Source organism: Bradyrhizobium sp. SK17 (assembly GCF_002831585.1).
GTDB lineage: Bacteria > Pseudomonadota > Alphaproteobacteria > Rhizobiales > Xanthobacteraceae > Bradyrhizobium.
The window spans coordinates 329,810-356,393 of sequence record NZ_CP025113.1 but is presented as its reverse complement, the minus strand read 5'-3'; the positions used below and the strand labels follow the sequence as shown (position 1 = coordinate 356,393).

General features: G+C 65.4%; 20 protein-coding genes and 1 pseudogene. 16 read left to right on the top strand and 5 right to left on the bottom strand.

Annotation, left to right across the window (positions count from 1 at the left end):
- The first annotated feature begins 90 nt into the window (after positions 1 to 90).
- On the top strand, positions 91 to 6,138 hold the full coding sequence (locus CWS35_RS01680) for a filamentous haemagglutinin family protein (protein WP_371682856.1): 6,048 nt from the start codon (positions 91 to 93) through the stop codon (positions 6,136 to 6,138).
- A gap of 68 nt (positions 6,139 to 6,206) precedes the next feature.
- Here the strand turns inward: CWS35_RS01680 and CWS35_RS01675 are convergent, their stop codons facing one another.
- Together CWS35_RS01675 and gspD are read right to left on the bottom strand one after the other, a co-directional pair.
- The gene (locus tag CWS35_RS01675; protein ID WP_024584701.1) at positions 6,207 to 6,680 is read right to left on the bottom strand and encodes a tetratricopeptide repeat protein; all 474 of its coding nucleotides are present in this window, start codon (positions 6,678 to 6,680) and stop codon (positions 6,207 to 6,209) included.
- Positions 6,681 to 6,756: 76 nt separating this feature from the next.
- Positions 6,757 to 9,138: a type II secretion system secretin GspD gene (gene gspD, locus CWS35_RS01670; protein ID WP_168226249.1), complete on the bottom strand. Its 2,382-nt coding sequence runs from the start codon at positions 9,136 to 9,138 to the stop codon at positions 6,757 to 6,759.
- A 334-nt stretch (positions 9,139 to 9,472) separates the two neighbouring features.
- On the opposite strand from gspD, the gene CWS35_RS01665 reads away from it, so the two are divergent.
- The 15 genes and pseudogenes from CWS35_RS01665 (at position 9,473) to CWS35_RS01595 (ending at position 23,349) form a co-directional block, all read left to right on the top strand.
- Positions 9,473 to 11,149 (top strand): GspE/PulE family protein, encoded by a 1,677-nt coding sequence (locus CWS35_RS01665; RefSeq protein ID WP_100950431.1) that lies wholly within the window; start codon positions 9,473 to 9,475, stop codon positions 11,147 to 11,149.
- A gap of 4 nt (positions 11,150 to 11,153) precedes the next feature.
- Positions 11,154 to 12,365 carry a type II secretion system F family protein gene (locus tag CWS35_RS01660; RefSeq protein ID WP_024584704.1) on the top strand — a complete coding sequence of 404 codons (1,212 nt, stop codon included), beginning with the start codon at positions 11,154 to 11,156 and terminating at the stop codon, positions 12,363 to 12,365.
- Between the two features lie 16 nt (positions 12,366 to 12,381).
- Positions 12,382 to 12,899: pseudogene (gspG, locus tag CWS35_RS01655) on the top strand (type II secretion system major pseudopilin GspG).
- A gap of 15 nt (positions 12,900 to 12,914) precedes the next feature.
- Entirely contained in the window at positions 12,915 to 13,379 is a 465-nt protein-coding gene (locus CWS35_RS01650) for a type II secretion system protein (RefSeq protein ID WP_024584706.1), read from the top strand.
- Positions 13,345 to 13,764: a prepilin-type N-terminal cleavage/methylation domain-containing protein gene (locus CWS35_RS01645; protein WP_244468607.1), complete on the top strand. Its 420-nt coding sequence runs from the start codon at positions 13,345 to 13,347 to the stop codon at positions 13,762 to 13,764. Before CWS35_RS01650 ends, CWS35_RS01645 begins: the two co-directional genes overlap by 35 nt.
- Positions 13,761 to 14,468, top strand: a complete 708-nt coding sequence (locus tag CWS35_RS01640) for a type II secretion system protein J (RefSeq protein WP_024584708.1) — start codon at positions 13,761 to 13,763, stop codon at positions 14,466 to 14,468. The genes CWS35_RS01645 and CWS35_RS01640 overlap by 4 nt, the downstream gene beginning before the upstream one ends.
- Positions 14,468 to 15,382 (top strand): general secretion pathway protein GspK, encoded by a 915-nt coding sequence (locus CWS35_RS01635; protein WP_100950429.1) that lies wholly within the window; start codon positions 14,468 to 14,470, stop codon positions 15,380 to 15,382. The genes CWS35_RS01640 and CWS35_RS01635 overlap by 1 nt, the downstream gene beginning before the upstream one ends.
- A complete protein-coding gene (locus tag CWS35_RS01630; RefSeq protein WP_100950427.1) occupies positions 15,382 to 16,455 on the top strand; it encodes a PilN domain-containing protein in 1,074 nt (357 codons plus the stop codon). The genes CWS35_RS01635 and CWS35_RS01630 overlap by 1 nt, the downstream gene beginning before the upstream one ends.
- A complete protein-coding gene (gene gspM, locus CWS35_RS01625; RefSeq protein ID WP_024584711.1) occupies positions 16,452 to 17,012 on the top strand; it encodes a type II secretion system protein GspM in 561 nt (186 codons plus the stop codon). The genes CWS35_RS01630 and gspM overlap by 4 nt, the downstream gene beginning before the upstream one ends.
- Entirely contained in the window at positions 17,009 to 17,653 is a 645-nt protein-coding gene (locus tag CWS35_RS01620) for a hypothetical protein (protein ID WP_100950425.1), read from the top strand. The genes gspM and CWS35_RS01620 overlap by 4 nt, the downstream gene beginning before the upstream one ends.
- A gap of 446 nt (positions 17,654 to 18,099) precedes the next feature.
- Positions 18,100 to 18,885: an EfeM/EfeO family lipoprotein gene (locus CWS35_RS01610; protein WP_024584713.1), complete on the top strand. Its 786-nt coding sequence runs from the start codon at positions 18,100 to 18,102 to the stop codon at positions 18,883 to 18,885.
- The gene (locus CWS35_RS01605) at positions 18,882 to 20,258 is read left to right on the top strand and encodes a cytochrome c peroxidase (protein WP_100950423.1); all 1,377 of its coding nucleotides are present in this window, start codon (positions 18,882 to 18,884) and stop codon (positions 20,256 to 20,258) included. The genes CWS35_RS01610 and CWS35_RS01605 overlap by 4 nt, the downstream gene beginning before the upstream one ends.
- A gap of 228 nt (positions 20,259 to 20,486) precedes the next feature.
- The gene (locus CWS35_RS40535; RefSeq protein WP_371682828.1) at positions 20,487 to 21,386 is read left to right on the top strand and encodes a hypothetical protein; all 900 of its coding nucleotides are present in this window, start codon (positions 20,487 to 20,489) and stop codon (positions 21,384 to 21,386) included.
- Between the two features lie 2 nt (positions 21,387 to 21,388).
- Positions 21,389 to 22,543, top strand: coding sequence for an alkaline phosphatase family protein (locus CWS35_RS40530; protein WP_371682827.1), 1,155 nt, complete (start codon positions 21,389 to 21,391; stop codon positions 22,541 to 22,543).
- 119 nt (positions 22,544 to 22,662) lie between these two features.
- Complete coding sequence (locus CWS35_RS01595) at positions 22,663 to 23,349, top strand: hypothetical protein (RefSeq protein ID WP_244442334.1); 687 nt, start codon at positions 22,663 to 22,665, stop codon at positions 23,347 to 23,349.
- Between the two features lie 116 nt (positions 23,350 to 23,465).
- Here CWS35_RS01595 and CWS35_RS01590 read toward each other — a convergent pair whose 3' ends face one another.
- The 3 genes from CWS35_RS01590 to CWS35_RS01580 are packed head-to-tail and all read right to left on the bottom strand — an operon-like array spanning position 23,466 to position 26,583.
- Positions 23,466 to 24,332: an HlyD family secretion protein gene (locus CWS35_RS01590; RefSeq protein ID WP_100950421.1), complete on the bottom strand. Its 867-nt coding sequence runs from the start codon at positions 24,330 to 24,332 to the stop codon at positions 23,466 to 23,468.
- A complete protein-coding gene (locus CWS35_RS01585) occupies positions 24,329 to 24,535 on the bottom strand; it encodes a DUF1656 domain-containing protein (RefSeq protein WP_024584717.1) in 207 nt (68 codons plus the stop codon). The genes CWS35_RS01590 and CWS35_RS01585 overlap by 4 nt, the downstream gene beginning before the upstream one ends.
- Positions 24,532 to 26,583 (bottom strand): FUSC family protein, encoded by a 2,052-nt coding sequence (locus tag CWS35_RS01580; RefSeq protein ID WP_100950419.1) that lies wholly within the window; start codon positions 26,581 to 26,583, stop codon positions 24,532 to 24,534. The genes CWS35_RS01585 and CWS35_RS01580 overlap by 4 nt, the downstream gene beginning before the upstream one ends.
- Position 26,584 lies beyond the last annotated feature (1 nt).

Here is a 26,584-nt window from a genome sequence, read left to right as displayed (position 1 = left end):
AGTGACTTTCTGATCGCGAATGTGACGCAATTCGGCGCCGTACGACCGCTGCTGCCTGCGGATGGCAAGACGCTGGTTATCGCATTCGAGATGCCGTCCACATCGCCGGCTGCCGAGGCGCTATCGTTCGACGGGACAACATTGTTCCAGGCTGGCCAAGGCGGCTTTGCGGGGCAATTGGTCACCCGAGGCGTCGGCGAGATCTACGCCGATGCCCCGACCGCGGGCTTTGCCGGCGTATCGGTCCGCGCCGCGGATCTGGATGCAATCGCAGCGCCGCGGCTGATCGTCAACGGCTACGACGGGATCTTCAATGGCGCGGTGACCTATTCGGGCGGCAGTGACCTCTTCGTTCGCGACGGCGTCACGATGAGCGCCGCCGAGTTGGTCCTGGTCGGCGGCAACATCACGATCGGCAGCAACGTCACGCTCAGCACGATCGGGCAGGGACCTGCGCCGTTCGACTCCACCTCCCTCGGCATGAACTACACCACGTCCCCCGGCACCACGGTGCTGGCGCTGTCCAACGGCAACCTCAACTTCCTCGGTTCGAATGGCGGTAGCGGCGCAATCAACATCGGCGCCGGTTCGCAGCTCTATTCCGAAGGCACCTTGGCCTTCGCCACCAACGGCGCCTCGAGCATCGATCCGTCAGCGCATTTCGGGTCGCGCAACATCACGCTCGCGGTCGGCAGCATCAATATCGGTGATGGCGGCACGATTGCCGCCACGGGGGCCCCGGCAGGTTTCCTGTTCAATCAGGCCTTGTTCGACACGCTGGTCCACGGCGATCCCAGCCATGCCGCGCCCGCGCTGGAGCGGATCACCCTGAGCGCCGCGAGCTCCATCAATTTGTTCGGCTCGGCCGGGCTCGACGCCACCGGCACCGGCGTCGATCTCGTGCTCAACACACCCGCGATCTATGGTTACGGGAGTGCGAGCGATACCGCGACCATCGCGGGCGGCAAGATCACCTGGAACAGCATCGCCGGCACGACGCCGCCGGCGCTCGGGACCAGCGGGCTCGGGACCGGCTTCGGCACGCTCAATCTGGTCGCGAACGAGATCGATTTCGGCATGTTCGCCTCGCTGACGTCGACGACGTCCAGCCGGGTCATCTACGGCTTCGGCAATGTCAACATGACCGCAGGCACGCAGATCGTCTCTGCCGGCAACAGCTCGCTGTACGTCTACCAGGCGCCGGGCACGGCGGCCGGCGCCGTGTTCGGCCAGAGCGGCACCGGCGGCAACCTGACGCTGTCGACGCCGTTGCTGACCGGCGCGCAGAAGTCGATCATGAACTATGCCGCCGGAGGTGCGCTTGCTGTCACCGTGCCCACAGGGCTCGCGCAGAGCGCTGCGACCTCGACGATTTCCGGCGCCGAGATCGATCTCACCGGCAACAGCGTTGCGATCGCCAGCACCATTCTGCTGCCGAGCGGCAAGCTGGTCGTGAACGCGACCAACGACATCACGATCGGCGGCAGCGGCCGGATCGATCTCTCCGGCCAGCCCTCGATGATCCAGAAGGCGACGGTCTACGGCTTCGGCGGCACCGCGATCTTCAACAGCAGCCAGGGCGGATTCACCCAGGCGGCCGGCTCGGTGATCGACGTCTCCGCCACCAATGCCAGCGCCGGGTCGATCAGCATCAGCGCGAGCAACGGAACGGTCTCGTTCGGCGGCCGCCTCGCGGGCAGCGCCACCGGCAACAACAGCAGCGGCGACTTCAGCGTCACCGCCGCGAGCATGAGCAGCGCCGATTTCGCCGCGCTCAACGCCATCCTGACGCAAGGTGGCCTGTTCGATGCCCGCAGTTTCGACATCAAGGGCGGCGCTCTCGTGATCGGCGACGGCGTCAAGGCGCACAGCGTGACGGTGTCGGTCGACGGCGGCGCCCTGACGGTCGCCGGCACCATCGATGCCAGCGGCGCCGCGCCCGGCACGATCCGCCTCTCGGCTGGCAACGGCTTGGCGCTTGCATCGACTGCCGTACTCGATGCCCACGGCACGGTGCTGCAAACGGATAGCTACGGCCAGCCAATTGAGGCCAAGAACCGCGGTCACATCGAGCTGACCGCCGCCGGCGGCGCGCTCACGCTGTCTGCCGGCGCGACGATGGATCTCACCGCGCCGAACGGGGTCGCCTATGGCGACGTGGTGCTAAATGCCCAGCGCACCGGCGAGACCTCCGGCGATATCGCGCTCAACGCCGCGGGGCCGCTCAACATCAAGGGCGCCTATAGCATCGCGCTCAACGCGTTCTGGACCTATAGTTTGCCTGCCGGCAGCACCATCACCCAAGCCACGCTCGACGGCTACGACACCGCGAGCACGGCCTTCATCAACGCGGCGCTCGGCAATGCAGGATTGTCGGCGCGTGTTGCAGGGCTGTCGGCGTACGGCAGCGCCTATCATCTGCGGCCGGGCGTTCAGATCACCTCGAGCGGCGATCTGTCGACCTCGGGCGACATCGACCTCGCGAAGTATCGCTACGGCGCCAATGCCGATCGCAATCCGAACTCGGCGACCTATGGCGCCGGCGAGGCGATGGCCCTCGTGATCCGGGCGGGTGGCAATCTGGCCGTTCAGGGAAGCATATCGGACGGCTTCCGGCCGGCCACCGATGCTCCGGCGCTGTATTCCCCGGTGGCCGACGTCACCACGAGTTCTGCTTTCAGACCTGTCGGCGCCAACTTTCTGCTGAGCATTGGTGGGACCGTGCAAACAGCCGCCGCCTGGACTGTTCCAACGACGTGGGGATTGGTGCTGCCCTTCTATCCGAGGGACTTGAGCGGTCATCGCTATTCTCCCGGGCAGACCATTCCGGCCGGAACTACTCTCAACTTGGTGGTTATTCCGGCCACCAAGGCATCCTCCGTTGGCGGCGTATTCAGCTCGCCATCGGGTCCCGCCCTGCCGGCCGCACAGGGAACGTCGGCCTGGGCCGTCATGCTGCCGAGTGGCTCGCAATCGGCATCGCTGCGCTTGACGGCGGGCGCCGATCTCACTGCCGCCGACCAACGCGGGTTGCAAACGGTTGGTGCGCTGAGCGGCGGGGGCAATCTGACGCTCAACGATCCCGCCTATGGCAACTTCGCCCAGGGCACCTTCTACAATGTGGTTCGCACCGGCACCGGCAGCCTCGAATTACTTGCCGGCGGCAGTTTCAGCGAAGCGACCCCGTATGGGGTCTATACGGCCGGCACGCAGTCTGCCCCGGCTCTGGTCAACGGCAGCAATCCCTACGACCTGGTGGGTACGCTACGAAGCAACATCACGCATGCCTGGTATCCGGAGCATGGCGGCGATCTGCTGCTCGTGGCGCAGCAGGATGTGACGGGCTACATCGAAACCGCCCCGGTACAAAACACCTTACGCAACACCAACACGGATCGGATCGCGAACTGGCTGCAAACCCAGGGCGGTGGCGGGCTGACGCCGGATCCGACCGCATGGTGGATCAACTTCGGCACCTTCGCCAAGACCGACGCGGCTGCAACCGGCGCCTCCCTCGTCGGCTTCCAGGGGATCGGCACGCTCGGTGGCGGCAATCTGACAGTGATCGCAGGCCGCAATGCCGGCGCATCCGGCGGCGGCGCTGCAACCACCTCGACCGGGCTCGATCTTGCGGTCGCGTCGACCGGGCGGGTGCTACCGGACGGGACGGTGTTGCAGACCGGCGGCGGCGACCTGACGCTGAATGTCGGAGGCATTCTCAATCCGATGAACCCGCTCACCGCGGCGGGATCCTACTGGCCGGATTATTTCGGGTCGGTTGCCGATCTGCGCGGAAACACCATTGTTCGCGCCGGGTCGGTCGGAGCTGTGCTTCCAAACGGGCGGAGCGGCGGGGCCTCGTCGGTCGATCCGCGCACGCTTGATCCATCCACCTTCAAGGCTTCGATCAAGACGCTCGGCCCGACGTTCGCGCCGGGCGACGGCAGCGTCAGCATCACGACGCGCGGTGACCTCGTGATCAGCGGGGCGAGCGACCCCGGCATGGCCGCGCCGGTCGATGTCAATCGTGGCCTCTATACGCGGTTTCAGGTCAACGCGGACGGATCGTCGACGCCGGTGGTGAGTACGGGCGGGCTGACCAATTTCACGCTGTGGACGTCGGCCACTGCGATCAATCTCTACTCGGCGGGTGGCGATGTGGCACCGATGTCGGGCGACACCGGCGGCAGGCAGAACGCGAACGGCTTCTATCCGGGAACGCTGATCGTTGCAGCCGCCAACGGCGACATCCGCTTCAGCGGCGGATCGATCGAGATGACGCCGTCGCAATACGGTCAGCTCGAAGTGCTGGCGGCGGGGTCGATCTACGGGCAGGGCCAGGTTCTGTCGATGTCGGGCGCCGACATCAACTCACTTGCGACGCCACGCCATGCGGTGTTCTCCACCGGTACGTCAAAAACCAACGCGTCGCCGGATGCGGCTTACCGAAACAACAATTTCAATCCGATGGCGTTCGGCGAGGACACGTCTGTCTCCAATCTACATCAGGGTGATACCCAGCTCGCGCTGGTCTATGCCGGCACCGACATCGACGATCTTGGCCTCGGGGCAATACTGCCCATGAGACGCAATGGCGCCAACGGGTTCAATCCCCTCCATGGCACCTGGTATCTCGCGGCCAAGCCGTTCGAGGTGATTGCCGGCCGCGATATCGTCGGCCTCGGTGCGGCGCCGGATGTATTCTTCAACACCAGCCCGACCAGCGTTTCGTCGATGCAGGCCGGCCGCGACATCATCTACCAGTCGGTCGATGTGGTTGGTCCGGGCGTGTTTCAGATCCAGGCCGGCCGTAACCTGTACCAGGGCTATTATGGTTCGCTGACCAGCATTGGCGATGTCGTCAACCCTGCCAACAATGCGGGCGGCGCCGATATCACGGTGCTGACCGGAGTCGGTGCGAACGGCCCGGATTATGCCGATTTCGCCAAGCTCTATTTCGACCCGGCCAATCAGCTGACAAGCAACGGCTCGCCGCTCGCCGGAAGCGGCAAGGTGGTGCACGCCTATGGCGCCGAACTGCTGGCGTGGCTGCAAAAGCGCTACGGCTATGCCGGAAGCGCGGCCGACGCACTCGCCTACTTCCTGGCGCTGCCGAGCGAGCAGCAGGGCGTGTTCGTTCGTCAGGTCTTCTACCAGGAACTGACCCTCGGCGGCCGCGAGTACAACGATACGACCGGCCCCCGCTACAAGAGCTATCTGCGCGGCCGCGAGGCGATCGCGACGCTGTTCCCCGACCAGGATGCCTTGGGCAACCCGATCAGCTATTCCGGCGGGCTGACGATGTTCAGCGGCTTTGCCAAGGACTATCTGGGCAATCTGTATCTCGCCGATGCCGGCATCCATACCCAGTATGGTGGCGCGATCCAGGTGCTCAATCCAGGCGGGCGGACCATCCTCGGCGTGGAAAGCGTCACGCCGGGCGCCGGCTCCGGCCTGATCACGCAAGGACGCAACAGCCCGATCGACATCTATTCGCTCGGCAGCATCCTGCTCGGCCAGAGCCGCATCATGACGACCTTCGGCGGCAACATTCTCGCATGGTCTGCCACCGGCGACATCAACGCCGGCCGCGGCTCGAAGACCACGACGATCTATACGCCGCCGCTGCTGAGCTACGACAGCTACGGCAACGCCACGCTGTCGCCGGCCGCGCCTTCGAGCGGCGCCGGCATCGCTGCGCTCGCGACCATCCCTGGCACACCGCCGAGCGATGTCGACCTGATCGCGCCGCTCGGCACCATCGACGCGGGCGAAGCCGGCATTCGCGTGTCGGGTAACGTCAACCTCGCCGCGCTGCAAGTGCTCAACGCTGCCAACATCCAGGTGCAGGGCACCTCGACCGGCATTCCGACAGTACAGGGACCGCCGGTGGGCGCGCTGACAGCGGCGTCAAATACCACGGCCGCCAGCCAGCAGGCCGCGGCGCCACCGCCAAAGACCAATGACCAGCCCTCGATCATCATCGTCGAGGTCATGGGCTACGGTGGCGGCGACGGCACTCCGTCCGAGACGGCGCCGGAACAGCAGCGCAAGCCGCGCGACAGGCAGAGCTACAACGAGAACAGCGCCTTTCAGGTCATCGGGCTCGGTGAGGTGAGCGGCTCACCCGGCAGGTGATCGATGTGAAGGAAGGCTGGTTCGGGGACAGCGGTCGCGCTGTCCCCGCCTCGACCTCCGATCGGCGGCTATTTGATCGTGAGATGGACATCCGGCACCGGCGGGCCGGGGACCCATCCCAATGCAAAGTGCTGGCCGGCGACGATCTCGTTTTGCGAGAGTTTTGATGCGACCGCATCGCGGTAGCGGAGATAGGCGTCGCGTTGTCGACCGCCGGTGCGGGCCGCGGCCAGGTTGAGCCATTTGTACGCCAGCACGAAATTGGTCGGAACGCCGTGGCCCTTGTCGTACATCAGGCCGAGTTGGGCTTGCGCGAACGGGTCGCCCTGCGCGGCGCCGCGATAGTAGAGATCGGCCGAGGCTTCATAAGCCTGCGGCACGCCGAAGCCATGCTCATACATGAAGCCGAGCAGGCCGAGGGCCCTTGGATTGCCACGCTCGGCGGCAGGTGCAAGCTCCCGGGCCGCCCTCACATAGTCGCCGTGGTGGAAGGCGGCCGCTCCGCGGGCGACGCTGTCGGCGTTCGCGACCGCTGCGGTCATCGCCCAAAGCACGACGGCGAGCGACGCGGAGATGGTTGTCCGGAGCGCGAGCGTGCGGCGCATGCTGTTGCCCCGCTCAATGATAGCTGGTGGTGATCGGCGCATTGGTCGTTGTCGTGGCGATGCTGCCGCGCAGCTTCGAACGGAGCTCCTCGGCGACGGTCTGGGCGTCGGAACCGTTGCGGATGATCTGCGGGCGGATGAAGATGATCAACTCGGTGCGCTGGGTGGCGTTGCTCTGGTGCCCGAAGGCATCGCCAAGGCCGGGGATCTGGTCGAGCACCGGAAGCGCATTGCGGTTGCCGCTCTGCTGCTCGCTGATCAGGCCGGCCAGCAGCACGGTCTGGCCGTTGGCGACCGCGATCTGGCTCTTGACCCTGCGCTCCGACACCGTCGGGGTCAGGCTGTTCGCGCTGTTGGTCGGAACGTTGCTGATCTCCTGCTCGATATCGAGCCGTACCGTGCCGTTGATGCTGACGCGCGGTGACACCCGCAGGATGATGCCGGTGTTGCGATAGTCGATGGTGTTGACCACCGTGTTGCTGGTGGTCAGCACCGTGGCGCTGCCGGTCGATACCGGGACCACGTCGCCGACCTGCAAGGTGGCGACCTGATTGTTGATCACGACCAGCGACGGATTGGAGAGCACCTTGACGCTGGTGACGGCATGCAGCGCATCCAGGATAAGGCTCGGCTGCGTCTCGGACCCGATCAGGAAGTTGAAGCCCGGGAAAGCACGGTTGATGAAGGCATTGGTGACCGAACCCGCGACGGAGACCGCGCCGGTGGTGGCGTCCGTGGTGGTCGCGGGCGCCGTGGTGGCCTGGGTGCCGGTGAACGAGCCGACGTTCGGCTTCAGGCCCAGGCTCCGGCTGGTGAGATAGGTCTGCACGCCGTAGGACAAGGTGTTGTTGAGCGTGACCTCGGCGATCGTCGCATCGATCGCGACCTGGAGCTGCGGTTCGTCGATCTGCACCAGCGTGGCCTCGATGATGCGGTAGTTGGCCTGGTCGGCATAGATCAAGAGATTGTTGTTCACGACGTCGGGCGTGATCCGCACGTCCTGCATCACGGGCTGGCCGTTGCCGCCGCTGGCACCGCGGCCACTATCCAGCGCCGCATTGTTGCCCTGGCCCTGGTTGTTGGGATTGTTGGACTGACCGCCGGCACCGAATCCCTGGCCGAGGCCCTGACCGGTCCCGCCCGTCCCCGACGTGCCGCGCGAGGCGAAGCCGCCCATGCTGGAATTCGAGCCGTTGTTGTTGTTGAGCGACAGCCGATCGGCGACGCTCGATGTCGACGAGGTGCCGGAGCCGGGCGCGAGCTGGCTGTCGGCGCTGTCGAGCAGGTTGCCGGACGATCCGCCCAGGAACATGTCGGTCAGCACCCGCGCCATCTGGCGCGCATCGCCGTATTTGACGCGATAGACATGCACCGTGGTTCGCGCGGTGTCGTTGCGGTCGAGCCGCTTGATCCAGGTCGCCGCGGTGTGCAGCATCTCCGGCTTCTTGGTCACCACCAGCACCGCGTTGAGGCGTTGGATCGGCATGAACTTGACGACGTTCTGGCTGAGGCCGTTCTCGCCGGAATCGACGATCTTTTCGAGTTCGGCAATCACGGGCGCAGGCGATCCGCTCGAGATCGGGAAGATGCCGACTGACTGGCCGCGCATCCAGTCGACGTCGAAGCTGAGCACGGTGTCGACCGCGGTGCGTCGCTCGGCGCCGGTGCCCTGGATCAGGAGCAGATTGCGCGCCGTATCGGCACGAACTGAGCCGGCCCGCGTGGCGAAGCTGTCGGTCAGCTTCAGCAGGGTCTGCGCCGATACATATTGCAGGGGGACCACCGAGACGCCGAAACCAGCCTCCGGGTTGGCTGCCGCCGCATCGACGCGGCCGCCGCCGACGGCATCGCCGAGCGGCGTCAGGCGGTAACCCGCCGTGTCCTTGAGCAGCACGACGCCGCTCAGCCGGAGCGCGTTTTCGAGCACGAACACCATGTCGGATTTCGGCACCGGGCGGACCGACACCAGGCTCACCGTGCCCTGCACCCGCGGGTCGATGGTGTATCCGACATGCAAGATATCGCCGAGCACGACCTTGGCGACGGTTGCCACCGGCGTGCTCTCGAAATTCAGATCGAAGCCATTGCCATTCGATGCCGGTTGCGGCCGCGCGTCCGCGACACCGGTCACCTCGCTGCCGTCGTACATCGCGGCGCGGACGCTGCCGTTCTGGTTTCCGGTCGTCGCCGCCAGCGCGCCTACGGGCTGTGGTTGGCGCGGCAGCAGATCCAGCGAGCGCACCTTGTCGGTGACGTCGACCTGCGACGCGTCCACGCTTTCGCTGACCGTCGCTGAATTGCAGGACGCCAACAACCCCAGCGACGTCAAAGCAAGAATAGCTGCGAGGCCGCCACGGATCGTCGGGCAGCGGCCCACTGTGCCTACGCGTTGCATGAAGGCCCTTACTCTGACTAACTGAAATTTCGACGGCTTGCGACGATCGGTCTCACCCCAAAGGGACTCTTATCGATCGAACATGACAGAAATAAATTGGTTACATGATTGTCGTTGGCGACCTCAGCAACGCGTTGCACCAAATCTCATCCAGCCGTCGGAGCGTCGCTGGCGTGTCCGATCCTCATCTCAAAGTTTCTTGAGAGCGGCGGAAGCCGGTGTGACTTCGCACAGCTGTCATACTTCGAGCCGATAACCGCGCAGTTGACGGGAGCCGAACGGCGCCGGTGCCTCGGCGCGAACTGATCCAGGATAGCGTGGCGGGATATCGAGAATGGCCAACGACCTGTCCGTTCGGTTCGTGGATTATCTCCGCCAGAACAATCACCTTGCGTCGGTCGATGGCGCGGCCGACCGCACCGGGCAGGGCGCCGACGTCAGGCAAATGAAGCTGTGGGAGGTCACCAGCCTCTCGCCGACCGAGTTCGCCGACGAAGCCGGGCGCTTCTTTGCGCTCGGTCGCCTGACGCTCCAGGACATGACATCGGCCGAGCCGCTCGTCGGAGCGTTCTCGCCGCGTTTCCTGCGCGAGACCATGGTGTTCCCGTGCCGGGCAGCCGACGGAAGCACGGTCCTCGCGGTCGTCGATCCGACCGATCAGGCAACGCTGCGCGCGGCGCAGATCGTGCTTGGTGCGGGCATTCAGGTGAAAGTGGCGTCGTCGGAAGACGTCGCCATCGCGTTGAACAACTCCTCGAGCGCCGAGGAAACCGAGACCGCCGATACGGCGACGGCGCTTCCCCGCGAAGACGACATCGAGAGCTTGCGCGATCTCGCCAGTGGCGCGCCTGTCGTGCGCGCGGTCAATGATCTGATCGAGAAGGCGGTCGAGCTCCGCGCCAGCGACATCCATATCGAGCCGTTTGCCGCCGGCCTGATGGTGCGCCTGCGCATCGATGGCCTGCTGCGGCCGGTTGCGGCGTTGTCGGGCGTGCTCCCGCAGGCGGTGGTCTCCCGCATCAAGATCATCGCCAATCTCAATATCGCCGAGCGGCGCCTGCCGCAGGACGGCGCGGCGCGGCTGCGCGCCGGGCGTACCGACATCGACATCCGCGTCGCGATCATGCCGACGCAGCACGGCGAATCTGCCGTCATCCGCATCCTGCCCAAGGATCGCGGCCTGCTGGTGGTCGAGAAACTCGGATTCTCGGAGCCTGACGAGACCAAGCTGCGGCGGCTATTGAAGCTGCCGCACGGCATGATCGTGATCACCGGACCGACCGGCAGCGGCAAGACCACGACGCTGGCGACGATCCTGTCGATCCTCAACGAGCCCACCCGCAAGATCCTGACGATCGAGGACCCGGTCGAATATGAGATCCCCGGCGTCAACCAGTCCCAGATCAAGCCGGCGATCGGCCTGACCTTCGCGACCGCGCTGCGTTCGTTCGTTCGTCAGGATCCCGACGTCATCATGGTCGGTGAAATCAGAGATTCCGAAACCGCGCATGTCGCTATCCACGCGGCGCTGACCGGGCATCTGGTGCTGACCACGCTGCATACCGAGACGGCGGCTGCCGCGGTGCCACGGCTGCTCGATCTCGGGGTCGAAGGCTATCTGCTCCGCTCGGTGCTGCGCGGTGTGATCGCGCAGCGTCTGGTCCGGCAATTGTGCGAACGCTGCAAGACGCCGCGGCCGCTCGCGGCAGCGGATTTTGCCGAGGACCCGCGGCTCGCCGCGCTCGGGTTCCGGGCCGGCGAGATCATCCAGGAGCCGTGCGGCTGCGAGCGCTGCGGCGGCACCGGCTATCGCGGCCGCCTCGGTGCGTTCGAGCTGCTCGAACTGTCGAATGAACTGCGCGAATTGATCGGAGAGCGAACCGACGGGTTGAAGATCGATACGATGGCGATCCAGGCGGGCATGACCACGATGCTCGATGACGGGGTTGCCAAATGCCGCGCAGGATTGACCTCGCCCGCCGAGGTCCTCCGCGTCGCGACGGTGCGGTGACGCCGTGCCGAATTTCCGCTATCGCGCCCTGACCCAGGCCGGCGAGATCGTCAACGGCACGATCTCCGCTCCGACCGCGGCCGAGGTGGCGCGGCGGATCGAATATCTCAAGCTGCTTCCGATCGAGACCACCGAAGACAAGCGTGCGTCCAACTCCGTTGGCGGTCGCAGCCTGTTCGGCGGGCCGAGTGCCGCCGAGGTCACCACCTTCACGCGGGATCTCGCGCTGCTGCTCAAGGCCGGCGCGCGGCTCGACGATGCCCTGGAGCTGTTGTCCGGCGATGCCGATGTCGGCCGGATGCGTCCGGTGGTGGCCAAGATGCGCGCGGCGCTGCTCACCGGCGAGAGCTTTGCCGATGCCGTGACCGATCATCCCGCTTTGTTCCCGCCGATGTACATCGCCCTGGTCCGGGTCGGAGAAATCTCCGGCACGCTCGATTCCGTGCTGGAGATGCTGGGGACCGAGCGCGCGCGCTCCGAGCAGATGCGGCGGAAGCTGACCGACGCGATGCAGTATCCGGCCTTCGTGCTGGTCGCCGCATCCGGCGTGATGCTGTTCTTCCTGCTGTTCGTGCTGCCGCAATTCTCGACCGTGCTCGGCGATTTCGGCGGCAAGTCGGATACGGCGCTGGCCAATTTCATCGCGGTGTCGGATTTCCTCCGCGCCAATGCGACCGCGGCGAGCCTGACCGCTGCCGCTACCATCGCCATCGCATGGTGGCTGCTGCGGCAGGCGCGCGTACGCGCGGCTCTGGTCAATGGGATCTCGCGGATTCCCGGCATTCGCAGCGCCTTCCATTTCTATCGCGCCAGCCTGTTCTGCCGCAATCTCGGCGTCCTGCTTGGCAGCGGCGTCAACCTGACGGCCGCGTTGCGCATCCTGGTCGACATCATGTCGGTGACCGGGAGCGAGGCGAACTGGACCGCGGCGGCGGACCGGGTCCGCCACGGCGGAAAATTGTCGGAAGCGCTCGCCGTGGCAGACAGCCTGCCGCCGATGGCGGTCCGCATGCTGCGGCTCGGCGAAGAGACCGGGCAGTTGCCGGTGCTCGCCGGGCGGGTGGCGGAATTCTACGAAGCAAAATTGCAGCGCAGCCTGGACCGCGTCGTGGGCATCGTCGGTCCATTGGCGATCATTACGATCAGCACCGTGGTCGGCGGACTGATCGTGTCGGTCATGACGGCGCTGCTCTCGGTCACGCAACTCGTCGGTTAAGCAGGGATCATCGGCCATGAAATCGCGCAACGCAATCATCGAGATATTATCCATCCGAGCGGGACGCGGCCGGGCGCGCACGCAGCGAGCAGGGCGTTGCGGGCAGGCGGGCTTCACGCTGGTCGAAATGCTGGTGGTGATCGCGATCATCGGCCTCATCATGGGACTGATCGGCCCGCGGGTTCTCAACTATCTCAGCGAGTCCAAGGTCAAGACCGCGCGCATCCAGTTGCAGAGCTTCTCCAGTGCGCTCGACCTGTACTATCTCGACGCCGGCCGCTTCCCTCGACGGCAGAGGGGCTTGCGGCGCTGGTGCGGCGGACACCGGGTGTCGCGGCCTGGAACGGACCGTATCTGAAGGGCGGCAACGTTCCGAACGATCCCTGGAATCATCCCTACATCTATCGCTCGCCGGGCGAGCACGGGCCCTATGACATCGTCTCCTACGGCGCCGACGGCCAGGAGGGCGGCAGCGGCACCTCCGCCGACATTTCGCTTGAGAAGGCGACCGCCGCCAACACCGACCAGCAGTAAGGGCGTACGGCACGCATGAATCTCGCCACGCAGCGCGGCTTCACCCTGCTCGAGATGGTGTGCGTGCTCGCCATCATTGCGCTGCTGGCGGCGGTGCTGCTGCCGTTCATTCCGCATCAGACCTCGCGATCGCGGTTGCAGGCCTACGCGCTGCAAACCGCGACGCTCTTGAAGGCGGATCGGAATGCGGCCATCGAGCGCAGCAGCAGCGTTGCGACGCTGGTCGATGCCGCGAGCCGGGTGATCCATTCCGGCGCGTCACGCATGACGGTGCGGATCCCCGATGACGTGCGGCTCGATGCGGTGCTGCCGCAGAGCTGTCAGCGTCATGCCGCGCTGTCCACCATCCGGTTCTTCGCCAATGGCGGTTCCTGCGGCGGCTCCATCGCGCTGACGCGGCTCGATGCGGGATACGAGATTCGCGTCAACTGGCTCACCGGAAGGGTTGAAATCGTTGCTCGCGACGTCGCCACCAACTGACCGCGCCGATGCGGGCTTCACGATCATCGAGGTGCTGGTGGCGCTGGCGCTGGTCGCAGTGTCGATCGTGGCGATCGGCGCCGTCATGGGCGTCAAGACCCGCGGCGTCAGGGCGATGGAGCAGCATGTGGCGCTGATGCAAGAGGTGCGCACATTGATGACGGTCGGCATTCCGCCTCGCGCGGAATTGCAGCCGGGTACGACGAGTGGGCAGGCGGAGGGCTTCCGCTGGACCGTCGATGTCAGTCCGCTCGGTGGTGACTGGAAGGTGCCCGACGGCAACGTGCCGTGGGCTCCGGAACTGGTGAGGATTCGCGTCAAGTCGCCGGGCGGCGCGTTGTCCGACATCCGCACCGTGCGCCTGATGCCGAGGTCGTCGGAATGATTTCGGCAAGCGCAGCACGGTGGAGACATGAGCGCGGCTTCACGCTGATCGAGACCATCGTCGCGCTGGCACTGATGGGGCTATTGCTGTCGGCGCTCGCCAGCATCACGGCGCAATGGCTGCCGAGCTGGAACAGGGGGCTCGACCGCATCCAGCGCAGCGAACTGATCGGGATCGCGCTGGAACGGATCGGCGCCGATCTCGCCGCGGCCGAGTTCGTCGCCGCCAACCGCGACACCCACAAGCCGCTGTTCGACGGATCGGAATTGTCGGTGACGTTCGTACGAACAGCGGTGGGGCCGAATGCGGGGCCGGGGCTCGACGTGGTGCGGCTCGGCGAGACCAGGGATCGCGGTGAGTTCGTCACGGTCCGCTCTCAGGCGCGGTTCACCCCGTTGGCCGACGGCGTGTCGCTCTCGGAGCAGGTGCATCTCGGCAGCCCGGTCGTGCTGCTGCGCGCGCCCTATCGCCTGTCGTTCGCTTATGCCGGCACCGATCGAAGCTGGAAGAGCGTATGGAAGGATGCGGAAAAACTCCCGACGATGATCCGGCTGACCGTCCGCGACGCGGCGAGCCAGCGTGTCCTGTCGGTCTCAACCATCGCGCCGCTTCATGTCCAGATTCCGAGCGACTGCACCAAGCCGGACGGCAATTGCGGCGACAAGGCCAGTTCCGGTACTACGACCGATCAGGGGAAGACGTGATGGGCGCGTTCGGCGATATCGGTCGACTGCGGGCCAATCGCGGCTTCGTCATCGTCGCGGTGCTCTGGATCCTGTTGGCGCTGTCGTCGCTGGCGATCATCTTCTCGGCCTATCTCGCCGCATCGGCGCGGGCATTGGCGGCGAGCGACATATCGTTGCAGACCGAGGCGCTGGTGTCGGCCGGGCTCGAGCTCACCGCGTATCAGCTGACGCTGACGGATGACAAGACCAGACCGCGGCAGGGTGCGTTTCATTTCGGGCTGGACGACGCCAGCATCGGCGTGACCTTCACGTCGGAGGCGGGCCGCATCGACCTCAACTACGCGTCGAAGGAAATGATGAGCGCACTCTTCGTCGTGCTCGGCGCCGACAAGGACGCGGCCTCCGAATACGCCGACCGGATCGTCGGCTGGCGCACCCGACCGACGCCGGGCAGCGAGAATGTCGAGGCGGCGCGCTACAATGCGCTCGGCTATTCGCCGCGCCAGGGTTTGCTCACCCATGTCAACGAGCTGGCATTGGTCGCCGGCATCCCCGAGGCGCTGGTCGATCGCGCGCTGCCGTTCGTCACGGTGTTCAACGGCGGCGCGGATGTCGATCCGAAGATCGCCGCGCCGGAAGTCGTCCTTGCGATGGATCGCGCGTCGGGGAAGCCGCAGGACGGATTCGGGAGGTCTACCGGCGCCGCTGATGTCATCTCCGGCGCAGCGCAGACGCAAACCCAGCAAGGCGCGGTATCGACCGCGCAAAGCCCGTGCTACCGGATCGCGATCTCGATCCGATTCCGCAATGGCCACCGCACCACGTCTGAAGCGGTGATCGCGCTCGGCGACAAGGTCGAGCCCTATCGTGTGTTGTCCTGGCAGAACGATGTCGAGCCGCGAAGTCCGGTTCTGCCTCGCGGGAGAGGTTGATGGCCATGCTTGCCGAGGCACGACAATGGTTTGAACAATGGATCGGCGCGGTCGCGGTCACCGTCGACGGCGTCGCGGGCAGGTTCATGCGCCGGCGCAGCGTCGAGCTCGACGAGAATGCCGACGGAACGTTCACCGCGCGTATCGCGCAGGCGAAGGATGGCGCGCTCGCTGCCCCGGTTTCGTTCCGGCTCGATCAAGATGCGCCGCTGCCGCAGCTTTCGGCGGACTGGAAGGCTGCGTTCGACGGTTGCCGGATCGAGGCGCGATTGCGATCGGATCACATCGTCAGCCGCGTGCTCGATTTCCCAAGCCAGGCCGGCGACTTCCTCGACGGCATGATCCGCGCCCAGGTCGACCGGCTGACACCCTGGACCGCCGCCGACGCCGTGTTCGGCTGGGGACCGCCGCAGCCGATCGCCAACGACCGCATCGAGGTCGTGTTCGGCGCGACCGCTGCGGCCAAGGTCGATCCGTTGCTCCGGCTGGCGAAGACGCTCGGTGCCGCCTCGATTGCGGTCTCGGCGCCGGCGACCGGCGGCGACGGCGTGCCGCTGCTGGTGACGTTGCTCGACCGGCCGCTGCGCGGCCTCGCCGGCCCCGCGGTTCCACGTCTGCTGCGTGTCGGTCTGGTCTCGGCGGCTGCCACGGCCGCGGTATGCCTGCTGCTGAACGTCTATCTCGGTGGATGGCTGCAATCGCGGCAGGAAGACCTGCAACACCGCATCTCGCAGCGCCGTGCCGCGCTTCGCATCGACGCAAACGGCGACGGGTCCGGTCTCGGTCTGCTGGCCAAGCGCAAGCAGACGACACCGTCGAGCGTCATGGTTCTGGAAGCGATCTCGCGCGTGCTGCCCGACACGACTTATGTGACCGAGCTGCGCATCGAGGGCAACAAGGTGCAGGTGGTGGGCATGACCCAGGATGCACCATCCCTGATTCGGCTGCTCGAGCAGTCGCCGCAGTTCACCCGCGCCACCTTCTTCGCGCCGACCACGCGCGCCGCGAATGAATCGGCGGAGCGGTTCCACGTCGAAGCCAACATATCAGCCTATTTCGGGTCCGGCACATGAGTGCAGCATCGCGATCGCTCGCAACCGTCAGCACCTCGCCGCTGGTCGCTACCGCAAGCTACCTCGGCCTGTTCATCCTGCTGCTCTTCGTCGTCATCTCCTCGCTCTCCGATCTCGTGGGCCTGCGCAGCGATGTCGCGGCATCGACCGGGATGCTGGAGCAACTCGAGGGGCGTTCCAGGCCAAATGCCGCCGGCCAACCCGCCATGCCGGCCGGGTCCGCCTACCTCGAGGGGGCGACCGTCACGGTTGCCGGCGCCACCCTGCTGCAACGCGTATCGGGCGCGGTGATCAAGGCGGGCGGCAACGTGCTGTCGACGCAGCTCGAGGTTCCGAACGTGCCGGCCAAGGCCGGTTTCATCAGCATGGTCGCGAGTTGCGAGATCGAACAGGCGCAGTTGCAACAGGTGCTCTACGATCTCGAAGCCGGCATGCCGTTCCTGTTCATCGATCAACTGGTCGTGCAACCGGTCGCCGACGAGGCGGCAAAGGGCGGCGATCCAGGCAAGCTGCGCGTGTTGCTCGGCGTGTCCGGACAGTGGCGGGGAGCCAGATGATGCAACGCTTCGCGGCGATCATCTTGCTGTGGGCCGTGTCGACGCAACTGGCTCCTGCCGCCGTGCCTGACCGGTCCGGCGATGCACTCGATGCCGGACTGCTCGACGATACCCGCCTCGGTGGACCGGTGCTGACGTCGCCGCCGCCATCCGAGCCCGTCACGTCGGTCCGGGTGGCACCCTCGCCGGCGTCGACGCCGCGGCCGCTCAGTGCGAACCCGTTGTGGGGCATCCCGCTCAAGACCCTGTCCAATACGCGCGATCGTCCGGTGTTCTCGCCGTCGCGGCGACCGCCACCCGTGGCCGTCGCCGAGCCGGAAGTCAGCAAACCGTTGCCGCCGCCGCGCAAGGTTGCGGTCGAGCCACCGCCGCTGTCGCTGGTCGGTACCATCACAGGCGATGACGCAAGCTTCGGAATATTCCTCGATCAATCGAACAAGACCGCGTTGCGGCTGAAGGTCGGTGACGACTTCCAGGGGTGGAAGCTGCGCTCGATCAATGGACGCGAAGCCACGATGCAGAAGGACGAGCAGGGAGCGGTGCTCGCATTGCCGCAGCCCGGCGGCGAAGCGAACGGCGATGTCCAGCTCGTTCCAGTCAGTACGGAACGGAGGCCGCTGGCGGCGCGGCGCCAGATGTGACGCGAGCATGATCCGGACAAGCGCGAAGTGGCTTTCCGAAAACGATCATGCTCGAAGGATCCGGCCAAACAACGATCCAACCCGATCGCAGCCAATCGGGAATGATGCCGTGGCGAGCATCGATCGGCGCCGCCGCACGGCACAACATGCAAAGCGCTCCATAAGCTCCAATGAAATAGAGAGCTTCGCGGTCGATCTGCATGGTGGCGGGACAAGTGTGACGCGTGCACGTCCATTGTTGCAACAGACTCGTGCGTGTTGAACAGTTCGTTTCGATTGATCAATCGCCGTGCGATGGGTGTGCGAGATCGTGATCGTCACCGACAACATCGAAGCAGAAAAGATGCGACAAAAAGTCCGCGCTGTCACAAATCCGCATAGGATACCGACAATAGTTCGCACCGCTACATGCCGCGAACCCTTCGCGGCAGATGAGTGGGCTGACCATGCACAAGATGCGAGTGGCGGCGTGCCTGGCTTTGCTGGCGACGCTGGCAGACGTGCGCGCCGCCAATGCCGGCACGCTCGAGGAGGGCGCCGAGCGCTATCGGCCGTATCTGATCGAGGGCGTTGCCAGCGCACTGGCGGGCGCGCGTGCGCTGCGTGCGCGCGCCGCTGCGGCGGATCTGCCTGGTGCAAGGAAGGCCTGGTTGTCGGCACGCGCCGGCTGGGAGCGCTCGGAGGTGTTCACCGCGGGTTTTGTGCCCGAGCTCGACGCCCAGATCGACGCCTGGCCAAACGCCGATAGCGGCTTCCACGCCATCGAAGCGAAGCTGTTCGGGGCGGGCAGCACCGACGTCGGCACCGATGCGACGGGGCTCGTCGAACATTTGAATGACCTCCACGGCAAGCTGAACGATATCAAGCTCACGCCACAGGGCCTGCTGGACGGTACGGTGCGGCTTGCCTACGAGGTCGGTGAGAGCAAGGCAGATGGTGGCGAGTCACGCATCAGCGGCACCTCGCTGGAGGATATGCGCAACAACATCGCCGGCATCGACTTCGCCTATCGCACGATATTCTCCGCGGCGCTCAATGCGGTGGACGGCAAACTCGACGAGATGGTGACAAGCCGGATCAAGCGGCTCGACGCGATCGTCGCCACGCCCGACCTGCCGCATGTCGATACTGCTGCGTTGCGCCAGACCAGCGAAGAACTGGTCATCGCGCTACAGGGCGCTTCGGCCAAGCTCGGATTGCAGCGGCCGACCCTGGAGGCCCAGGCGCGATGAAATCGCTTCACAGGTGCCTGGCCGCGCTGCTCTCCGGCGTCATCGCGCTTGCACTGCTCGGGCGTGCGGTTGCCTTCCCGGTCGACGGCGACAAGACCGTGTTGCCGGTTGCAACGGAGCTGAACGAGGATGCGCTCGACAAGCCGCGCGAGGTGTTCCAGTCCGAGCGTACCGGCAGCAAATCCTATCTCGTCAATCTCGGTGATCTCGCGTTCAATTCGCCGGGACTGCTCGGCGAGGTGGCTCGGCAGGCCGGCGTGAGCTGCGGCACCTGTCATGTCAACGGCGCGAACAATTCCAAGTTCTTCATGCCGAAAATGTCGAGCCGGCCCGGCACGTTCGACACCACTGGGCCGCTGTTCAATCCCAAGGCCAACAATCTGGCGTTCGACCCGGTGCGGATTCCGAGCCTGCGCGGCGCGCGTTATCTTGCGCCCTACGGCGCCGATGGCCGGTTCGCCTCGCTGCGTGACTTCGTCCACAACGTCATCACCAGCGAGTTCGCCGGACCGGAGCCGTCGCCGGCAACGCTCGATGCGATCGTGGCCTATCTGCACGACATCGACTTCCTGCCCAACCCGAGCCTTGGTCCGGCGGGGCGGCTGGCGGGCAAGATCACCGATCCGGAGCGCCGCGGTGAAGCGTTGTTCTCCAGGCCGTTTCCGCACGATCCTGCGCTGAGCTGCGCGGGTTGCCACGTTCCGTCGTCAGGCTTCGTCGATCACCAGCAGCACGACGTCGGTTCAGGCGGTCTGTTCAAGACGCCGACCTTGCGCAACGCGGATTTCAATGCGCCGTATTTTCACGACGGCCGCTTCGACAATTTCAACCAGGTCGTCGATTATTTCGACCGGACTTTCCAGCTCGGCCTGTCGGCGCAGGACAAGGGTGACCTCATCGCCTACCTGACGGCGGTGGGCGACGGCGTCCAGCCCTATGAGCGCGACGGTGCCGGTGCGACGCTCAAGGAGATCAACGACTTCTCTTCGGTGCTCGCGACTGCGATTCCTGCTGGCGACAAGGATACAGTTGCGCTTGCGGTCGACACGATCGGCCGCGAATTGCGCGAGCTGACCGAGCAGTATCCCGATCGAAAGAACACCAGCGTATCAGGCGGCGAGCAACAGCGCGTGCTTGCGCGCAACGGCCTCAAGGAGCTTGTGCTCACGCTGCGGCGAATCGAGATGGCCGTCGCAGCTGGACGCAACGCAGATGCTGCCGCTGAGTTCAGGAATTATCGCAATCTCACGGCAGCTGCCGTTCCGGCGTTGCTCGCCAGCGCCGAGCCATGGTCGCTGTTCAACCAGGACGTCCATGATCAGCATTACGCTGCGCTTCGCGAGGTGATGCGCGCCAGGCACGTTCAGCACTGACGGAGCATTCCTGACGAGCATTCGTGGTCTTCGCAGTCGCGTTGATCACGCAGTCGCTATTCGATCGATTGAGGTGCGTGAAGATGCAGCTCGCTGCTGCCGATGTCTCCACAGAAAATCTTTGAACGTTTCGAAATTTCTTATGTGGGTTCACGGGAGCGAAAATTCTGCGTCATGTTGTCGCATTAAGCAGGTTGTGTTGCTAACCGCAAACACCTGAGGTCGACAATGAGTTTGAATTACAAAAAGCACTGGCGAACCAGCACCGCGCTCTGCATCGCGTCGACGGTGCTCGTCGCAACGGCTGCATATGCCGCGCATTATCCCGGCGGTCACAGTGATTGGGACAAGCGTTCGCATCACAATCATCGCGCGCATCAGGAGGCAGATCGCGCCAGGAATGATCATGGTGGCGAACATGGTGACAAGGATCACGGCGGCAAGACCGCTTCGCCGATCAAGCACGTCATCATCCTGATCGGTGAGAACCGCGGTCTCGATCACACCTTCGGTGTGTACAAGCCGAAGGGCAAGGGGCAGACCATCTCGAACCTGTTGTCGAAGGGCATCGTCAACGAGGACGGAACGCCGGGGCCGAATTTCGCCCAGGCGCAGCAGTTCTCGGTCGCGGGCCAGCCGTCGTTCTATATCGGCGCGCCGGCGATCGCGAAGTCGCCCTACAACGCGACCAACGCGATGCCGCAACCGAACACCAACGGCACGCCGACCGCGCAGAGCGACACAGGGGCACCGTTCAAGACGATCGCGGAAGCCAGCGTCGAGAAGGACATGGATCCGAGCGATCTCGACATCCTCACCACCGGCTTCAGCGGCCTGCCGACCGGTGTGCTTGATACCCGCGTTCCCGGCGCCGGCGGTCTGAATGGACCGTTCCCGTTGCAGGGCGAGCAGATCAGCGACGACGACTACACCGGCGACACGACGCATCGTTTCTATCAGGACTGGCAGCAGGAAGACTGCAGCGTCGCCAGCGCCACCAAGAAGAACAATTCGGGTTGCCTCAACGACCTGTTTCCGTTCGTGATGGCGACCTACTCGGCGTCCAACAAGAGCATGGCCAACTCGATGGGCTTCTACAACGCCCAGCAGGGTCAGGCCCGGTCCTGAAGATGCTCGCCGACCGCTTCACGCTCGGCGACAATTTCCACCAGTCGTTCCACGGCGGCACCGGCGCGAACCACTTCATGCTCGGCACCGGCGATGCGGCGTTCTGGAGCGACGGCAAGGGCAACCCGGCGACGCCGCCGGCCAGCCTGATCGCCAATCCGAACCCTGCTTCGGGCTCGGTCAACCGCTACACCGTCGACGGCAATTTCAGCAATTGCTCTGACGTGTTCCAGCCCGGCGTGAAGCCGATCGTCAATTACCTCAACAATCTGCCTTACGCGGCCGAGCCGAACTGCAAGCCCAACCACTACTACATGCTCAACAACACCAATCCGGGCTATCTGCCGAATGGCGCGCTGTCCGGCGGCAACAACCTGCCGCCGTCGCCGGTTCGCACGATCGGCGATGCGCTGATGGAGAAGAACATCTCCTGGGCGTACTACGGTGGTGCGTACAACGACGCCGTGGCGCTTTCGAACGCTGCGGTCGCTGCCAACCCGTCGAACCCGAACCTCAGCGCCGCGGCGGTTGCCGATCCGGCCCATGCGCTCGGTGTCGCCTATTGTCAGATCTGCAATCCGTTCCAGTATGCGACCTCGATCATGGCCAATCCGGCCACGCGCCAGGCCCATATCAAGGACACTGCCGATCTGATCACCGCGATCGAGAAGAACTCGCTGCCCTCGGTGTCGTTCGGCAAGCCTGACGGCCTGCTCGACGGTCATCCGCAGAGCTCGAAGGTCGATCTGTTCGAGGCCTATGTCCTGAACGTGCTCAGCGCGCTGGATAACAATCCGGAACTGAAGGCTGAAACCGCCGTCTTCATCACCTGGGACGAAGCCGGCGGCTACTGGGATTCGGGTTATCTGCAGTCGATCGACTTCTTCGGCGACGGACCGCGCATGCCGATCCTGATCCTGTCGCCCTATTCGACCGGCGGCAAGATCTACCACAACTACGGCGACCACGTTTCGCTGCTGAAGTTCATCGAGCGCAACTGGGCCCTCCAGCCGCTCACGAACCGTAGCCGCGACAACCTGCCGAACCCGACCTACTCGAGGAACAACGAGTACGTCCCGACCAACAGCCCGGCGCTGTCCGACATGTTCGACGCGTTCGACTTCAACAAGCCGGTCACGCTGTCCTACACCGAGTGATCACGTCCCCGTCCTGAACGAGGTCGTGATCTGAATTGAGGCCGGCGCCGATCGAGCCAATGGTTCGATCGGCGTCGTCATGTCTTGCTTGTCCACGGCCTGATCGATCGGAACACGCGATGAAGCACGACGAGACGAATTGCCCGACTGGCCGGAACGTCGCTGCTTGGTTTCTTGCCGTTGCGATCCTGGCTGATATTCCGACGCCGGTCATGGCGCAGCAGTTTTCGGCCGACCTCGTGGCGCGGAAAGACCAGGCGATCAGCACGCTCGGGACACTGCATGTCGCGGGCCAAAAGGCGCGGATCGAAGCAACCGCGTTGCCGGACGGTTTCTTCCTGATCGATGCCGCGAGGCCCGTGGCGCATTTCGTCCGTCCCGGCGCGCATGTTTTCATGGACGCGAGGCAATCGAGCCGGCTGACCCAGATGTTCGTACCGGTCGATCCGGACGATCCTTGCCGGCAATGGCAGGCGTTCGCGCAGCTCGCCGCACCGCTCGATCCCGCGACGTGGCGCTGCCAGCGCGACGGAACGGACAGCGTCGCGGGGCGCAGCACCGACGTGTACCGCGTCACGGCACCGTCCGACGCCGGCTTTGTCGGCTGGATCGATCGCGCGCGCAGATTCCCGGTGCAGGTCAGGATCGCGGACGGCACGCTGATCGCGGCGGATCACATCCGCGACGAGCCCCAGCCGGCGCATCTCTTCGAGATTCCTGCTGGTATCCGCAAGTTCGATCCGCAGGCGCTGATCCGCCGGATTCAGCAGAGCGACGTCTGGGTGGCGCCGCCGGCTTCGCAGTGAGCTGTCACGATCCGGCCAGAGCCCTTCCCGTTCCGATGGAATCGGAACGGGGCTCTCAGTTCTTGTCGTGACGCGTGTTCTTCACGCGAACCGGCATCCACTTCGCTCGAAACGCCCTAGTTCATGATCTCCACCGTCGCCGAACGGCCGGCGACCAGCGCGATGCGATCCGGCAGCTGATCCAGCGCGATGCGTACCGGGACGCGCTGCGCGAGGCGAACCCAGCTGAAGGTCGGGTTGACGTTGGCGAGCAGGTTCGCGCCGTCGGTGCGGTCGCGGTCGGCGATGCCGGCCGCGATACTCTCGACGTGACCGGTGAGCCGGACCGGCTCGCCCATCAGCCGGACCTGCGCCTTGTCGCCGACACGGATCCGCGCGAGCTTGGTTTCCTCGAAATAGCCCTCGACATGCAGCGTATCGGTGTCGACCAGCGCCATCACGCCCTTGCCCGCGGTGACATAGGCGCCGGGCCGCAGATCCATGTTGGTGATGGTGCCGTTGACCGATGCGTGCACCTCGCTGCGGTCCAGATTGAGCTGCGCGACGGCGCGATCGGCAACCGCCTGATCATAGGCGGCCTTGGCTTGCAGCTGCGTGGCCAGCACCTGCTCCTGCTTCTGCTGCGACACCGCATCGGTGGTCAGCGCGCTGTAGCGCTTGAGGTCGGAATCGGCCTGATCCAGCGTGGCGCGATGGCCGGCGACCGCCGCGTCGGCCTGCTGCAATGCCAGGGCAAAGCGGGCGCGATCGATCCGGAACAGGATATCGCCACGATGCACGGGCTGATTGTCCTTGACCAGCACGTCGGTGACGAAGCCGGATACGTCGGGCGCGACCTGGACCACGTCGGCGCGGACCCTGCCGTCGCGGGTCCATGGCGATTCCATGTAGTAGACCCAGAGCGCGTGAGCCACGGCGAGCGCGGCGACGAGCGCGACGGCAGTCAACGTGACCCGGCCGAGCCAGGCGAAATTCCCCTTCATGGCAGAAACTCCGAAAGATAGACGACGCCGCCGAGCAGGCAGACATACAGTGCGAAATTGAACAGCGCGCGATGCCAGACCAGCCGGTAGAGGCCGAAGCGCTGCATGATCCGGCTCAGCAGCACGCTGAGCGCATAGGCAATAACGAGCCACAGCAGCAGCGCGGGAACCAGAACTCCGTAGATGTCGAGCTCATATCTCATGCCGCAAAACTCTCCTCCGGCTGCGATCGATACGCCGGCGCATTCGGAAACAGGCCGCGGCGGATGCCGACGAGTCCGAGCAGCGCATCGTCCCGCGCGCGCTCATTGGGGTCCTTGACGACCGCGGTCACCGCGGCATCGACGCATGACAGCAATTCGGCCGGCAGTGCCTGATCCGCATGGGCGCGAAACGCCGCCGCGAGGTCGTCCAGCATGTGGTCGATGGCGCGCACGGTCGATGCGGCGAGGCCGTAGCGGGCGCGCCGGAGATCGATGATGTTGAGCCCGATGCGCAGCTGGACCAGGCTGTCGGTGTCGCGGCGGTCGCTCTCGGAGATGAAGGCGATGCGCTGCACCAGCAGTCCGAGCCGATGCAGCATCAGGCCGGCAAACTGCGCGCGATCGCCGCGGCCGCGCCGCTCGGCCGCGACCGCGAGCGTCTGCCAGCTCGACGTCATCAGCCGCTTGGCGATCCATTCGGCACCGACGCCGCGCGCGATCCGCGTCACGATCTCCGCGATCACGACACCGAGGAAGAAGGCGACGGACGTGTTGGCAAAGCTGGCAAAATCAGCGCTGTAGGTCGATTGCAGTGCGAGCAGCGTCGCAGTGTTGGCGGCGAGCGCCATGCCGATCGGCGCGGTGCTGGGTCGTGCGATCAGGAATCCATATGTCAGGAAGGTCGGCGCCAGGGCGGCGATCAGGACCTCGACATGGGAGATGCTCGGCACCACCGCGAACTGATAGATCGCGACGATGACGATGGCGACCAGCGAGAACAGGCCGAAGGCCCGGATGCTGCGTGCCGGCTCATCCTGCGCGGCGAAGAAGGAGCAGGCGACCGCCGCCATCATCGGCGCCGAGGCGCCATCGGCCCAGCCGGTGGCGATCCACACGCCGCAACAGATCAGGATGGCGACCGTGGTCCCCGCGGCCGACCACAGCGCCATGCCGTGGTCGCGATGCCGGACCGGGGCCGCTCCGGCCTCCGGATGGAATGCGAACGGCACTGAGGAGATATCCTGGCCCGCGGCAATAGCATCGGCCACCGCGCGGCAGTCGGCCGAGATGTCGATGAGGTCGCGCAGCCGCAGCAGCAGGCTGATCGTGATGATGCGTTCCCGCGCCGCGAGGCCGTCGAGGGCGGATTGCCGCTCGGCGATATCAGCGCGGATCTGCTCGCCGGATTGCCGCTGGCGATCCTCGTCCACGATCCAGGCAGCGACGTCGCCGATCAGGCGCTGCAGTCCCGGTTGCTGTTGCAGCACCGCCGCACCGAGCGCGGCTAGCCGGTCTTCGATCGACGTCACGATCGGCAACAGCATCAGCATGCGCAACCGAACCTCGGCGAGACCGCGCACGGTGCCGGTGTCGGCCAGCCGGTCATAGGCGAGATGGGTCGCCAGCGTATCGATCTCGACGATGTCGGTCGCGAGGCGGAGACGTTGGGCCCGGCGCGTCTCGCTGGTGCCGTGATCAAGCAGCACGTCGCGGGACAGGCGGCGGGCATCCGACAGCCAGCTCCTGACCCGGCTGCCGACCGCCGGCGCGACGCTGCGCGGAAACACCACGGTCGACACCAGGCTTGCGCAGATGATGCCGAGCGAGATCTCCTCGACCCGCGCCAGCGCGATGTCGAAAATGCTTCCGGGCTCGGCGACGGACGGAAAGCCGATCAGTGCGACGGTGTATCCGCCCAGCATGAAGACATAGCTGCGCGGGGTTCCGTCGAGCAGCGACAGATAGAGGCAGAGCCCGACCCACAGCGCGATGGCGAGGCAGAGCAGCTCGGGCGCGTTGACGAGGTTCGGCACCATCGCCACCGTGACGATCGCGCCGATCAACGTTCCCATCACGCGGAAGAACGCTTTCGAGCTGGTCGCGCCGGCCAGCGGCTGCGACGTGATGTAGACCGTCGCCATCGCCCAGTAGGGCCGCGGCAGATCGATCGCCAGGGCGATCACAAGCGCCAGCATGGATGCTGCGAACGTCTTCAAAGCGAAAACGAGGTCCGCGTGGCGGACCAGGAATGGCTCTTCGGCGCGCATG

Bases quoted from the DNA above. Each gene is read 5' to 3' on its own strand.
- gspD (WP_168226249.1), bottom strand. From the start codon at position 9,138: ATGCAACGCGTAGGCACAGTGGGCCGCTGCCCGACGATCCGTGGCGGC.
- CWS35_RS01635 (WP_100950429.1), top strand. From the start codon at position 14,468: ATGGGCGCGTTCGGCGATATCGGTCGACTGCGGGCCAATCGCGGCTTC.
- CWS35_RS01580 (WP_100950419.1), bottom strand. From the start codon at position 26,583: ATGCGCGCCGAAGAGCCATTCCTGGTCCGCCACGCGGACCTCGTTTTC.
- CWS35_RS01590 (WP_100950421.1), bottom strand. From the start codon at position 24,332: ATGAAGGGGAATTTCGCCTGGCTCGGCCGGGTCACGTTGACTGCCGTC.
- CWS35_RS01680 (WP_371682856.1), top strand. From the start codon at position 91: ATGCCGTCCACATCGCCGGCTGCCGAGGCGCTATCGTTCGACGGGACA.
- CWS35_RS01630 (WP_100950427.1), top strand. From the start codon at position 15,382: ATGGCCATGCTTGCCGAGGCACGACAATGGTTTGAACAATGGATCGGC.
- CWS35_RS01595 (WP_244442334.1), top strand. From the start codon at position 22,663: ATGAAGCACGACGAGACGAATTGCCCGACTGGCCGGAACGTCGCTGCT.
- CWS35_RS40530 (WP_371682827.1), top strand. From the start codon at position 21,389: ATGCTCGCCGACCGCTTCACGCTCGGCGACAATTTCCACCAGTCGTTC.
- CWS35_RS01605 (WP_100950423.1), top strand. From the start codon at position 18,882: ATGAAATCGCTTCACAGGTGCCTGGCCGCGCTGCTCTCCGGCGTCATC.
- gspM (WP_024584711.1), top strand. From the start codon at position 16,452: ATGAGTGCAGCATCGCGATCGCTCGCAACCGTCAGCACCTCGCCGCTG.
- CWS35_RS01665 (WP_100950431.1), top strand. From the start codon at position 9,473: ATGGCCAACGACCTGTCCGTTCGGTTCGTGGATTATCTCCGCCAGAAC.
- CWS35_RS01585 (WP_024584717.1), bottom strand. From the start codon at position 24,535: ATGAGATATGAGCTCGACATCTACGGAGTTCTGGTTCCCGCGCTGCTG.
- CWS35_RS40535 (WP_371682828.1), top strand. From the start codon at position 20,487: ATGAGTTTGAATTACAAAAAGCACTGGCGAACCAGCACCGCGCTCTGC.
- CWS35_RS01650 (WP_024584706.1), top strand. From the start codon at position 12,915: ATGAATCTCGCCACGCAGCGCGGCTTCACCCTGCTCGAGATGGTGTGC.
- CWS35_RS01640 (WP_024584708.1), top strand. From the start codon at position 13,761: ATGATTTCGGCAAGCGCAGCACGGTGGAGACATGAGCGCGGCTTCACG.
- CWS35_RS01610 (WP_024584713.1), top strand. From the start codon at position 18,100: ATGCACAAGATGCGAGTGGCGGCGTGCCTGGCTTTGCTGGCGACGCTG.
- CWS35_RS01620 (WP_100950425.1), top strand. From the start codon at position 17,009: ATGATGCAACGCTTCGCGGCGATCATCTTGCTGTGGGCCGTGTCGACG.
- CWS35_RS01675 (WP_024584701.1), bottom strand. From the start codon at position 6,680: ATGACCGCAGCGGTCGCGAACGCCGACAGCGTCGCCCGCGGAGCGGCC.